At 69.6% G+C, this 11,804-nt stretch carries 15 protein-coding genes and 1 pseudogene; 7 read left to right on the top strand and 9 right to left on the bottom strand.

Annotated elements, in window-relative coordinates; translation table 11 throughout:
• Window positions 1-36 precede the first annotated feature (36 nt).
• From VGO10_RS09470 to VGO10_RS09460, 3 genes are read right to left on the bottom strand one after another with little or no spacing between them, the layout of a single operon-like run.
• On the bottom strand, window positions 37-549 hold the full coding sequence (locus tag VGO10_RS09470) for a DUF3618 domain-containing protein (RefSeq protein WP_327467554.1): 513 nt from the start codon (window positions 547-549) through the stop codon (window positions 37-39).
• Complete coding sequence (locus VGO10_RS09465; RefSeq protein WP_327467552.1) at window positions 528-929, bottom strand: phage holin family protein; 402 nt, start codon at window positions 927-929, stop codon at window positions 528-530. The genes VGO10_RS09470 and VGO10_RS09465 overlap by 22 nt, the downstream gene beginning before the upstream one ends.
• Window positions 929-1,507: a hypothetical protein gene (locus VGO10_RS09460; RefSeq protein WP_327467550.1), complete on the bottom strand. Its 579-nt coding sequence runs from the start codon at window positions 1,505-1,507 to the stop codon at window positions 929-931. Before VGO10_RS09460 ends, VGO10_RS09465 begins: the two co-directional genes overlap by 1 nt.
• 120 nt (window positions 1,508-1,627) lie before the next feature.
• Between VGO10_RS09460 and VGO10_RS21805 the strand changes: the two are divergent.
• A pseudogene (locus VGO10_RS21805) lies at window positions 1,628-1,777 on the top strand (hypothetical protein); the annotation flags it as partial.
• A 232-nt stretch (window positions 1,778-2,009) separates the two neighbouring features.
• Here the strand turns inward: VGO10_RS21805 and VGO10_RS09450 are convergent.
• Window positions 2,010-3,533 carry an NAD(P)/FAD-dependent oxidoreductase gene (locus VGO10_RS09450; protein WP_327467548.1) on the bottom strand — a complete coding sequence of 508 codons (1,524 nt, stop codon included), beginning with the start codon at window positions 3,531-3,533 and terminating at the stop codon, window positions 2,010-2,012.
• A 72-nt stretch (window positions 3,534-3,605) separates the two neighbouring features.
• On the opposite strand from VGO10_RS09450, the gene VGO10_RS09445 reads away from it, so the two are divergent.
• Window positions 3,606-4,049, top strand: coding sequence for an SRPBCC family protein (locus VGO10_RS09445; RefSeq protein WP_327467546.1), 444 nt, complete (start codon window positions 3,606-3,608; stop codon window positions 4,047-4,049).
• 11 nt (window positions 4,050-4,060) lie between these two features.
• Here the strand turns inward: VGO10_RS09445 and VGO10_RS09440 are convergent, their stop codons facing one another.
• The 4 genes from VGO10_RS09440 to VGO10_RS09425 form a co-directional block, all read right to left on the bottom strand.
• Entirely contained in the window at window positions 4,061-4,735 is a 675-nt protein-coding gene (locus VGO10_RS09440; protein WP_327467544.1) for a DUF6766 family protein, read from the bottom strand.
• 93 nt (window positions 4,736-4,828) lie between these two features.
• Window positions 4,829-5,227 (bottom strand): hypothetical protein, encoded by a 399-nt coding sequence (locus VGO10_RS09435; RefSeq protein WP_327467542.1) that lies wholly within the window; start codon window positions 5,225-5,227, stop codon window positions 4,829-4,831.
• Window positions 5,228-5,304: 77 nt separating this feature from the next.
• Window positions 5,305-5,784 (bottom strand): hypothetical protein, encoded by a 480-nt coding sequence (locus VGO10_RS09430; RefSeq protein WP_327467540.1) that lies wholly within the window; start codon window positions 5,782-5,784, stop codon window positions 5,305-5,307.
• A gap of 73 nt (window positions 5,785-5,857) precedes the next feature.
• Complete coding sequence (locus VGO10_RS09425; RefSeq protein ID WP_327467538.1) at window positions 5,858-6,406, bottom strand: isochorismatase family cysteine hydrolase; 549 nt, start codon at window positions 6,404-6,406, stop codon at window positions 5,858-5,860.
• A 283-nt stretch (window positions 6,407-6,689) separates the two neighbouring features.
• Here VGO10_RS09425 and VGO10_RS09420 point away from each other — a divergent pair, with 283 nt between their 5' ends.
• From VGO10_RS09420 to VGO10_RS09400, 5 genes are all read left to right on the top strand, one after another.
• Window positions 6,690-7,082, top strand: a complete 393-nt coding sequence (locus VGO10_RS09420; protein ID WP_327467536.1) for a Na-translocating system protein MpsC family protein — start codon at window positions 6,690-6,692, stop codon at window positions 7,080-7,082.
• Between the two features lie 172 nt (window positions 7,083-7,254).
• Entirely contained in the window at window positions 7,255-7,647 is a 393-nt protein-coding gene (locus tag VGO10_RS09415) for a DUF2294 domain-containing protein (protein ID WP_327467532.1), read from the top strand.
• Between the two features lie 290 nt (window positions 7,648-7,937).
• On the top strand, window positions 7,938-9,047 hold the full coding sequence (locus VGO10_RS09410; protein ID WP_327467530.1) for an SDR family NAD(P)-dependent oxidoreductase: 1,110 nt from the start codon (window positions 7,938-7,940) through the stop codon (window positions 9,045-9,047).
• 108 nt (window positions 9,048-9,155) lie between these two features.
• A complete protein-coding gene (locus tag VGO10_RS09405; RefSeq protein WP_327467528.1) occupies window positions 9,156-9,374 on the top strand; it encodes a hypothetical protein in 219 nt (72 codons plus the stop codon).
• A gap of 209 nt (window positions 9,375-9,583) precedes the next feature.
• Window positions 9,584-9,913, top strand: a complete 330-nt coding sequence (locus VGO10_RS09400; RefSeq protein ID WP_327467526.1) for an STAS domain-containing protein — start codon at window positions 9,584-9,586, stop codon at window positions 9,911-9,913.
• A gap of 47 nt (window positions 9,914-9,960) precedes the next feature.
• Here VGO10_RS09400 and VGO10_RS09395 read toward each other — a convergent pair whose 3' ends face one another.
• Window positions 9,961-11,760 (bottom strand): SigB/SigF/SigG family RNA polymerase sigma factor, encoded by a 1,800-nt coding sequence (locus VGO10_RS09395; RefSeq protein WP_327467556.1) that lies wholly within the window; start codon window positions 11,758-11,760, stop codon window positions 9,961-9,963.
• Window positions 11,761-11,804 lie beyond the last annotated feature (44 nt).

Genomic DNA, 11,804 nt, shown 5'->3' with positions numbered 1-11,804 from the left:
CCCCCCCCCCCCCCCCCCCCCCCCCGCCGCGCTGACCTACGTGCGGGCGACGCCCTCGCGAGCGGCCTGCACGGAGTCCTGGGCGCTGCCCTTGAGCGCCTCGGCGTGCTCTGAGCCCTGCTCCTGCGCGGTCTGCCTGGCCGCGTCCGCCGCGCTGGAGGCGGTCTCGGAAACCACGGCCTTGCCGTGCTCGAGCGCCTCCTGGCCGGTGTCCTTGATCTGCTCCTTGACCTGGTTGGCCATCGGGCCGAGCTTCTCGTCCTCGACCTTCGTCGACGGGATCAGCATGCCCGCCAGGAACCCGACGGCGACCGCGCCGACGGCGAGGCCGAGCGGGTTCTCCTGAGCGACGCCGACCGCTTGGCGGGCGCCGTGCTTGACGTCGCCGGTCGAGGGCGTCGCACCCGTCACCTTGTCCTTGACCGCTCCGACTTTGTCGCTCGCGCGAGCCTTGACGTCGGTCTTGTAGCCGAGCGCGTCGACGGTGTCGCCCATCCGCTCACGGGTGTCTTCGATGTCCCTGCGGATCATGTCCGGGTCTTGGCCCATCGCACGTCCTCCTTCACGGTTTCGACGGTTTGTGGTGCAGGCGGCGTCGCCTGCTGGATCTTGCTCTTGCCCTGCAGCGCCAGTACGCCCGCAACGGCCGCCCATACGGCGGTCATGATCAGCGCGGCCAACCAGAACGCCATCGCGGTGTCCAGCACCCCGATCAACGTCGCCGTCAATGCCCCGAGCGTGAGCAGCCCAGCGACGCCGGCGCCACCGAGCATTCCCGCGCCCGTACCGGCGCGCTTGCCCTGCCGCTCGAGCTCCGCGCGCGCCAGTGCCAACTCCTGCCTGACCAGCGTCGACGTCTCTTCAGAGAGCTGCCTGAGGAGGTCGCCGATCGGCTGATCACGCAGTTCGGAATCCTGGTGGCCGGCCATCAGATCACCCCGGTCGACGGTGCCCCGCCCGGCCGCTCGGGCGGCGCCGGCGGGGCGTCAGCACCGCCGCCGGCGTTGCTGACAAACCGCGGCTCATCGGGTTGCGTGGGCCGCGGCAACGCGCTGCGGTCGGGGGTCGCCGTGGCGGCGCTGCGGGCCTGGTAGCGGTCGCTGCTTGACGCCTTCAAAAAGCGCGAGGCGGCGAACCCCAGCGCGAGGCCACCGGCGGCCACAGCCCACGGATTCTTGCGCGCCGCGTCCTCGACGTCGTGCAGGATCTTGTCGGCATCGGACTCGCTGAGCCAACTGCCTGCGCGTTCGACGTGATGGGCGGCGTGGTCGGCCAGCTTCGCCGGACCGTCCTTGCCCTGCTCGCGCAGCTGATCGCCCACTGCGCGCAGGTCGCCACCCTGCTCGCTGACCTTGCGGCCCGCATCGGTCGAACGCTGATCGATCTGACTGCGGACCTGATCACGCGCCTGGCCCGCAGCCTGCTGCGCCTTCTCCTGCGCCTGCCCGGCGACCTCGGTCGCCTTGTCTTTGACCTGATCGCCGGTCCCGGCGTCGGTCTGTGTCATTGCTCCTCCAAGGGGTTGCGGATGATTCTCTGTCGCGGGCTCCCCGACCGCCTTGAGGGGCAAACGAGACATTTCGTGGTGCATAAGGCCGTGAGCCGGGGATGAAGTGAAACATGGCCCGTGAAACCTCTGAGCGAGGATTCACCCGCGACCGTCAGGCATCCGACCGTCGCGCTGATCGTGCTGCTGGCGGCCTCGGCGCTCTTCGCGCTGTACGTGGCCAACTTCGCCTCCTACAACAAGACCTACGGCGCGCTGGGCGGCGTGATCGCGTTCCTGGTGTGGTTGTGGGTTACCAACCTCGCGGTCCTGCTCGGCGCCGAGCTGGAGCGTGGCCGCGAACTGGCGGCCGAGCAGCCTGCGGAGAACGAGCTGCAGATCGAGCTACGAGACGACCGCAAGGCCGACGGCATCAGGCAACAGGCCCGCGAGGCGGTGAGCGATTCATGTCAGGCGCTACCCGCCCGCCTCGGGCACCAACACGTAATTCGCACACGGGCCGTCAGCGCAGAGCCGTCGTGCGTCGCCACCGGCGGTCGCGCAGCAGCGCCCGCGCCGCCCCCCGCCCGCTCATGCCGTGCACGGCGCCACCGGGATGCGTCGAGGCGCCTGCGACATACAGCCCCTTCACGGGGGTCCGGTAACGGGACAGCTGCGGTGAGGGACGGAACACCAGCTGCTGGTCGAGCTCCATCGTGCCGCCGCCAAGGTCGCCGCCGACCATGCTGGGGTTCTCGAGCTCGGTCGCGCGCGGAGACCGCATGGCTCGTGCCAGCACCTGCCCGCCGAACCCCGGGGCAAACCGCTCCAGCTGGGCCTCGATGCGCTCGGCGACCTCCTCGTCGTCGAGCTTGTAGCGCGACGGCACGTGAGCGTAGACGTACAAGGTGTGCCGGCCGTCAGGCGCGCGCGTGGGGTCGTGCAGCGACTGTTGGCCCACGACGAGCGCCGGACGCTCCGGCACGTCGCCGAGCGAGGCGGCCTGCGCAGCCGCGCTCAGCTCGGTCAGCGATCCGGCCACATGCACGACGGCTGCCGCGCGCGGCTCACTCGCCGTCCACGGGACAGGTCCGGTCAAGGCGTAGTCCAGCTTGAACGCGCCGGTGCCGTAGCGCCAGGCACCCAACCGGCGCTCGAGACGTCCCGGCAAGTCGCCTGGCTCCAACATCCGCATCAGTGGCTGCATGCTGAGCGTGCTCACCACCCCACCAGCAGAGAGCTCCTCACCGTCAACGAGCCGCACGCCCTGGACCCGTCCCCGCGCAACGATGATCCGCTCCACCCGGGCCTCGCAACGCACCCGCGCGCCCTCTCGTTCGGCACGGGCGAGCAGCGCGTCGGCGACGGCGCCCATGCCACCCACCGGCAGCGGCCAACCGTGGCTATGGCCCAACACCTGCAACAACAGGCCGAACGCGCCGCTGCCCGCCGTCGACGGCGGCAGCCCGGAATGCTGCGCAGAGCCCGACAGCCAGGCGGTCGCGCGGCGGTCGCCGTCGAAGATCTCCAGTCCCAGCGCCTCGATCGAGCCGAGCATCCTCCGCACCCAGTCCAACCCGTCGCGACGCAGCGCTGCCGCCAACCGTGGCGGTCCGAGCAGCGGCGGCAAGGGAGCGAGGATCGTCTCCACCAGCGTGGTCGCGTGCGGCAGCAGCTCATCCATCGCTCGCTGCCAGCCGCCGCCCGCCGTCGCACCCAGGGAGGCGACGGTCTCCCCCACATCCCGCCGCAGCGCGACCGCGGTGCCATCCTCGAAGGGATGGGCCATCACGGTCGCCGGTGTGACCCAGCGCAGCCCCTCGCGCTCCAGCTCAAGCTCGCGCATCGCCGGCGAGGCGACGGTCATCGGCACGAACGCCGCGTGGTCGTCGTGGATGAAGCCCGGCAGCGTGCACGCCGAGGACGAGGTCGCCCCGCCGGGGCGTGCCGCGCCCTCCAGCACCGTCACGTCAACGCCCGCAGCCGCGAGCTGGATCGCAGCGACGAGGCCGTTGTGGCCGGCACCGATCACGAGGACACGGGTCATCACCGACGGCTACCCACCCGGACCGCTCGACAGCACATGACCGCGCGAAGCCACGGGTAACGCACGCAGGACATGGCTCGCAACCTCGCCACCTTCCCAGTCCCCATCAAGCAGGTCTTCGCCGTCCTGTGCGACCCCCAGACCTACGCCTACTGGGTCGTCGGCTCCGACAGCATCCGCGACGCGGATGCATCATGGCCCGCCGTCGGCTCCAAGCTACATCACCGCGTCGGCGTCGGACCGTTCAAGCTCAACGACAACACCGAGGTCCTCGAGCTCAGCGAGCCCATGCACCTCGTGCTCCAGGCGCGGGCTCGCCCGCTGGGCACCGCCCGCGTCGTCCTCGACCTCATCGACCTGGGCAACCGTACCCAAGTAACCATGGTCGAAGGTCCCGGCGACCGCTTCAGCCGCCTGCTGCACAACCCGATCGCCGACTTCCTTCTGCGCCGCCGCAACGACGAAGCCTTACGCCGCCTCGAGAAGCTGGCCGTCGAGCGCGGGCCGCAGGGGTAGAGCGATCTCGCTCAGCCTTCGGTCGCCGTCGCACCGTGTGGCGCGCCAACCGGCTTGGACTCCGGAGATCCGCGCTGGCGCAGGTAGACCGAGAGGATCACCATCGAGCCCACGGCCAAGAACTCCGACTGCCAGTTCTGCAGCGTGCGGTTCCAGAAGTCCGAGGTCGTGATGTAGGACAACCACGAAATCGGTGCTGACTGGTGGTCAAGCTGGTCGGCGTTGTAGTTGATGCGCCCGGTGATCGACTGCGCCAGCCACGACGCCACCCAGATCAAGGTCATCACCACCAACAGCGAGTTGGAGTAGATGGTCGTGCGGAGACCGTCGCGCTTTGCCCAGCGTGGCGAGGTCGGCTTGACGTGAGCGCCGAGGAGCTGCTGCTTATCGCTCTCACGGCCGACGTCCTCCGGCTTCTTGGATTCGTTGGAGCCGGTCTGGATCAGGTAGATCGTGGCGAAGATGTACAGGCTGAACTGCAGGTACTCCGATTGCCAGTTCTCCATGACGTCGGCCCAGAACAGCGCCGAGCTCACGTAGTGCCCCAAGGTGATCGGATCGCCCTGGTGCAAAAGCTGATCATGGTTGACCGTGGCATGGCCCGAGATCGCCTGGCCGATCAGCGTGGCGAGGAACAGCAGGCCGAAGCCCACGCTCAACCCGTTGTCCTTCAAGAAGCCGCGCACGTCAGTGCCCCACGATCCCGACGGCGATCGCGTAAGCCAGGCCACCGACAATGCCCGTCAGGTAGATGATGAACATGGTTCGGGTCCCGCGCATCAGGCTTGCTCCTCGCACTTGTAGGGACCCGGCCCGTCTGGCCGGCAGCCCAGCGCCTCTACGCGCCAGCCCTCACGGGTATCGCCGAGGAAGACCGTGTCGCCACCGGCAAACCGCACCTCTGCCGCGTCGGCGTAGACCCGGATAGCTGCGGGTGTGCGACCGTGGAGCTTCACCTTCAATACGGCTTTGGCGCACGGCGAACCGTGGTCGTCGACGAGCTGCGCGCGCAGGCTCGGGCTCATCTGCGCGCATGCCGTGGCACCGTCGTGGCGCTCCGTCGCCGCGTAGAGCGTCAACGCCGCCGCACGGGCTCGGTCGCGGTCGGCGCTGGTACCGCAACCGGCGCCGAGCACCACGAGCAGGAGGCACAGCAGGCAGACCGGGGCGCGAGACATAGCGCCCCGGTCATCACCCGGCGACGGTCAGTTCAAACGCGCCAAGCACCACTTGTCGGCGCGCTGCGGAGCGCAACTCAACCGCCGGCCTCCTGGCCGGCGAGCGCGAGCGACGCCCGGCGCACGGTCTCGACGTGCTCGCGCTGGACGCCGACGGCCCACCCCGCCAGCGCGCGGACGTCCTCGGCACCGATCGTCTCTGACATCTTCTCGACGATCTCCCAGTGACACAGCTCGCCCGCCTCGGCCATGCTCAGGAACTCGAAGCCATCGAGCGCCTCCTCCTCGTCGGCGAGGTAGGTCTCCATCATGTCGGTGGCCTCGCTCTTGGTCTCGCGCGCCATGTCGCGGATCGCGGTCTTCTTGCCATCGAGACCATCGATCAACTCGTCGGTGCGTCGCTCGGTCTCGGCCGCCTGCTCACGCATGCGCGACAGCTCTCCCGAAAAGTCCTCGGCATCCTCCATCTTGGCCACGGTGTCCGCCGCGGTCTGCGCAGCCTGCGCAAGCCCGAGCACCTCGGCGAGCTTCTCGTCCAGCGGGGTCAAGTCAGCCATCAGGGTCTCCTTGGGTAGGGGGTTGGATAGGGGCAGTACCCACGCGCCGGACCGGGCATCCGGCCAGCCGGCGCTAGACCGTGAGGGTCCGCAAGGCGCTCGCCGCGTCGGTCACATCTGCGCGCATGTTCAACGCCATCATCTTCAATGCGGCCTCGGCGAGGTTGGCGTGGATGTGGGCGACGGCGTCGCGCGGCACGGTGACGCGAAAGTGCCGGATGTAGGCGTCCAGCGCCGAGTACAGAATGCATTGCTCGGTGACCTGGCCGACCAGCACGAGGTGATCGACGTCGTGGCTGCGCAGCAGGTACTCGAGCTGGGTCGCGTAGAAGACCGAGTGACGCGCCTTGACCAGGAAAGGCACGTCGGAATCGGGCACGATCGGCTCGACCAGCGCCGCATCGGCGCCATCCAGCGCCCACTCGGCGAGCGCGGAGCGTCCGGCGGTCCAGTCGCCGTGGTTGTCGTTGACGTAGACGGTGAGCGCACCGCCCTCGCCGGCGCAGGCGATGAGGTCGCTCATGGTCGGCAGCACGGTTCGGACCGCGTCTCGCAGCGGCTCGGCGTCCTCGTGCTCATAGCGGTTGAGCATGTCGACGACGATCAGGGCGGGACGGGTCATGGCGCGCGACTACCCACCGCGGGCACGCTCCAGCCTCCTCCGTGCGCGACGTCACGTCATGGGTCCGTCGGCCAGCTTCGACCGAGACTGCATTCCTCGATCAGGGGTAGCCTTAAACGTGGAGCGGTTGCGGGTCGTTCTCAGACGGCACGCATGCCCTTCAGCGGCAACTGCAGGAGGCGAGCGCGCACAGCCGGGGCGCACTCAGACCCCTCAGCCTCACGCCCAATGCGCCGCGAAAGGCCGACCCAGCCATGCAACGACCCGTCCTGAGCGTCCGGCGATGAGCGTCTCCGACGAGGCGCCGTCCGCTGACGAGACCGTGATCCCGATCCAGGGTCAGGCTGCCCAGATCTCCAACGAGATGGTCCGCCTCTACAAGAGCCTGTTCGGCCGTGGCCCGACCCGGGCACGCACCAACTACGCCGGCCCCGACACGATCCTCGTCACGCTGGAGCACTCGCTGACGCCGGCCGAGCAGACGTTGGCCGAGATGGGCGAGCACCAACGCCTCCGCGACGTCCGCATGTTCTTCCAGTACGCGCGCGAGGACGACTTCCGTGACGTCATCGAGCGCGTCACCGGCCGCCAGGTCCGCGCGTTCATCAGCGGCATCGACACCAGACAGGACGTCTCGGCCGAGCTCTTCTACCTCCATCCCAGTCCCAGCGACTGACCGCGCCGCGCGCCGCGATGCGGGAGGCAGCGTAGACTGCCCGTACGCGAGTTCTACCCGGATCGAGGTCCGAGACGGGAGAGGAACGCGGGCCGCGCGGACGGTTCCTCCGTCTCTCTCCTTCTTTCGCGCGCGCTCGTTCCCCGGGAAGAGACGAGAACGGCTGCCGGACATGTCCAGCACCGAAGAGCACGCCTCAGAGACCAGCGGATCGCAATCCGCCGCGATCTCCCAAAGGGTCGTCAGGCTCCTGAGCGAGTACACCGGTCGCGGCCCGACCAAGGCCCGCACGACCATCAGCAGGGACCTCATCACCGTGGTGCTGGAAGACACCCTCACCAAGGGTGAGCGCAGCCTCGTCGCCAACGGCAAGGACGATCTGGTGCTCACGACCCGGTTCGCCTTTCAACAGACGATGCGCACCGACCTCGTGGCCGCCGTCCAGGACATCACCGGCCGCGACGTCGCCGCCTTCATGAGCGCCAACCACATCGACCCCGACATGGCCGTCGAGGTGTTCGTGCTCAGCCCCGAGGCCGGCAGCGGCGGTTACGGGTCCTCTTGAGCGCGCCGGCGCACGCGTCAAGCAGGCGCGAGGCCGCGTAAGCCCTTTAGAGGCCCCGCGTCCTCACGCCCTAAAGCGCCTGGCCGGGCGAACTTAATACCCTGGAAGCCCGGTGCCCTTCCGTCTACCTTCCCCAGCCGAGACGATGCAGAAACATCGGAGTTCGTTGGAACTCCTGGTCGGTGTGTGGTTGACGGAGACGAGCGAGCGCTCGCGCTCCCCGATGTCGTGTTGACATCCGTGCATGGCCGAAGACCTCGGGCGGGAAGCGCCCACTGCGTATGGCTCGCATGACCGGAGAACCGGACCGCAGCCGCACAGGTCGATTGGCCGGCCGCCGCGTCCTGATCACCGGCGCCAGCTCGGGCGTGGGGCTCGAAGCGGCCCGGGGCTTCGCGGCCGAGGGCGCGCGGCTCGCGCTCGTGGGCCGCTCCGAGGACACGCTGCGCCAGGTCATCGCCGAGCACGGGCTCGATGCGGTCGCGATCGCCGCCGATGTCACCGATCGTGAGCGCGTCGAGGCGGCAGTCGCCGAGGCTGTCGAGGCCCTCGGCGGCCTTGACGTCGTCGTCTCCAATGCGGGCGTGGCGGTCTTCGGCCACGTGCTGGAAGTCCATCCCGACGACTTCGACCGCACCGTCGCCGTCACGTTCACCGGTGCGGTCAACGTCATTCGGGCCACGCTCCCGCACGTGCGTGCCGCGCGCGGCACGATCGTCGCCACCGGCTCGCTGAACGCCCGGGTGCCGCTCCCGACGTGGTCCTCTTATGCCGCCGCCAAGCACGCGCTGCGCGGGTTCCTCAACAGCCTCGCCGTGGAGGAGCGGGAGCAGCGCAGCGGCGTCCGCGTGGCCATCGTCCATCCCGGTCCGATCGACACGCCGCTGTTCGCCCAGGCCTCCAGCGCCACCGGCATCCAGCCGCGCGTGGCGCCGGAGTCCTACTCGGCGGCGATGGTCGCCCAGGCGCTGGTCGAGGTCGCCATCCGGCCGCGCCCTGAAGTGGTGCTCGGCGGCGAGACCCGGCTGCTCGACCTGATGTTCTTGGTGGCACGCCCTGCGGGCGAAGGCGCGATGCTGGTCATCGACCGGTGGTTTCGCAGCGGAGACGCGCCCGCCGACCGCCCGGGATCGCTGTGGGTCGCGCCGCGACATCCGCAGAGCAGCGGCGGCATTCCCGCCCGCGACAGCCTCTTGGCGCCGTTCCAACTGGGGCGTCGCCTGCTTCCCGCCCCGGCGACCCCCTTGCGCTTCCTGAGCCACGCTGCGATCGCCGCCTGGCGGGCCAAGGGCATCGCGGGCGCCTTGCTCCGTCCCGCCACCGAGCAGCCGCCACCAACCGCAGGGCTGGCGGACGCGCCGCGTGACCGCCCGGCCCGTGCCGGAACGGTGACGCTCTGACGATCGCGCGCGACCAGGCGACGGATCGACGACGCCTGTCGCAAACACATCATCTCTCGCGCGGGCGCGCGCGAGAGACACGTCGAGAGACTGGGTACCTTCGCCATCATGGCCTCTTCGATCACCTTCATCCTCAAGAACCAGCCCGACGCCGATCGCATCCTCGACGCATTCGAGGAGCAAACGGGCCTGGCGTCTGAGAAGCCCGATGATCAGACGCGCGTCTATCCCCTGCAGGGCGACGACCACCGCGTCGAGGTCGTCCAGACGCTCACCGACATCGACGAGCACTGGAGCGAGCACCTCGCGCCCGAGATACCGGCCTGACCGCGAGAGGCGCTCGTCCGGGCGCCTACACGGTCCGCACTGAAGTACGATCCGCATCGGACGGAGCATGTTCAGGTGGACATGCGGCGGACTGAAGGTCGGTGCAGTCAGCGGAATCACGGGACCGAGGAGTTCTGGGGAACCGCGCCTCGCCGCGATCATCGCCTACGCGCCACCGCGCGGGACACCCTCATCCTGCCGACTGCTCCTTGCCCGCCGACGAATTCGCCATCCACCAACGCCGACGTGACGACGGGACGGTCGTGGTCTCGGTCATCGGTGAGCTCGATCTGTTCACCTGCCCGCGGCTGAGAGAGGTCCTCGATGGGCTTGCCGCTCGGAAGCGTGCGGTCGTGCTTGAGTTGCCGGCCGTCAAGTTCATGGACTCCACCGGGTTGAATCTGCTCGTCCAGGCCACCCGCGAGGCACGCCGCGACGGATGGAGCTTCGCCGTCGGACGCGACTTGTCTGAAGCCGTGTCGCGACTCTTTGACCTCGCGTCCATGCACGAGCACCTTCCGTTCGACGACGCTTCCTGAGCCGCGTCGCATCCCAGCTCAGCCGACGTAGGTAGGCGGGTCCGGGCCTAGCTGCACCGGTCCTCCCGTCGCAGCTTCTCGAGGGCGTTGCGCAGAAGGCGCGAGACGTGCATCTGCGACAGGCCGATGCGCTCGCCGATCTCGGCCTGCGTCAGGTCCTCGTCGAAGCGCAGCCGGAGGATCTCACGCTCGCGATGGCTGAGGTGGCGGACCAACCGCGCGAGCGTCGCCCGGTTCTCGGCGCCGTCAAAGCCGGCATCCGAGGTCCCCATGCATTCGCCGAGATCGGGCCCGTCATCGCCGCTCGCGGGCAGGGAGAACGACACGGCGTGGCGGGAGGCCAGCGCCTGCCGTGCTTCGAGCACGGAATCCTCGCCGAGCCCGGTGCGTTCGGCGATCTCTTCGATCGTGGGGCTCCGGCCGAGATCGGCGATCAGGGCGGTTGTCACGCGCTCGACGGCGAGCGCGTGGTCCTGAAGGTCGCGCGGCGGCCGGACGTTCCAGCTGCGATCACGGAAATGCCGGCGCAACTCGCCCGCCATCGTCGGGAGCGCATAGCTGCTGAACTCCGCGCCACGGGCCGGCTCGTACCGATCGATGGCCTTGAGCAGACCGACGCTCGCCACCTGCAGCAGGTCATCGAAAGGCTCGCTGCCACGGGCGTACTGGCTGGCGCTGTAACGCGCCAGCGGCAGATAGCGACGGACGAGCCGATCGCGAAGCTCCGGCGCCCGCGTGCGCGCATAGCGTGCCAACAGCTGGGCGTCGTCATGCGGTGATTGCGCACTAGGGCGCCGACCGGGGGTCGTCGAGGTGATTGCGTACAAGCGGAAAACCCCTTCAGAGATCGGGTCCAGATCCTGATGGGCGCCGTGGGGGCCGAGTCCAGCACCACACGCGTTCCCGTCCGACTCGCGAAGCGCCGCATGCAGATCGCCTGCAACGCGCTCCGTCCGCCAACGTACCGACGATGACGCCCACCTAAAACGGGTTGTCCGATTCCGGACTCCGGTTGGGCGCCCCGACACCCTCGCGATCATCCGCAGCCGACGCTCGACGGGCGCTGGGAGCACGCGTCGCTCGCGCCACACCCAGGCCGACCCCGCCAGCGCATCGGCCAGTCCCCCGAGGCGGCCGGGCGTCAGCGCCCGCAGGGTCGCTCCGGTCGCCACGCCCACAGGCCGGCGCAGCCACATCGTCCAGAGGTCGTTGCGCACGATTGCGCGCCGGCGTCCTCGCCGGTGCCCCGGGTGTGGATGATGGTGGGCGACGACGTCGTCGGCATACGAGGCGGTCCAGCCCGCCGTGAGCAGGTCCATGGTCAGCAGCGCCTCCTCGCCGCCGAGGCCGAACCGCTCCTCGAACCCGCCGACGGCCAGCAGCGCGTCACGCCGGAAGACGACGGCGCAGGCCAGGAACCCGGCGATCGCCGGCCCCGGCGCGCCGGGCAGTCGCGGGCCTCGCGCCATACGCTCGCAGGTGGGGTCCAAGTGCTCCTCGGGGCCGACGAGGATCCGCCCGGCCAGCAGGCCGAGCCGCGGGTGACCGGCGAAGTGCCGGGCCGCGCGGGCCAGCGCGCCGGCCGACCACCACGAGTCGTCGTCGCAGAACGCGACCAACGGGGTCGCGGCAGCCTGCGTGCCGGCGTTGCGCGCCGCGACCCCGAGGTTGCTGCGCAGCTCGATGACACGCGCCTGCGGCGCGACGTGGCGCACCACCGCCACGCTGCCATCCGTCGAGCCATTGTCGACCACGATCACGGCCGGGGCGTCAGGCAGCGCACACAGGCGTCGGAGGGTTGCCAACAGCGTCGGACAACGGTCACGTGTCGCGATCACCACCGTCACCTCCTCGGGACCCACCGGCGGCGGCCTCCTCCTCGTTCTCGCCA

Origin of the sequence: Baekduia sp., assembly GCF_035996765.1 — a bacterium.
Taxonomy (GTDB): domain Bacteria; phylum Actinomycetota; class Thermoleophilia; order Solirubrobacterales; family Solirubrobacteraceae; genus Baekduia.
Note: the sequence above shows the minus strand (reverse complement) of the source record. Positions and strands in the feature narration are given on the sequence as shown.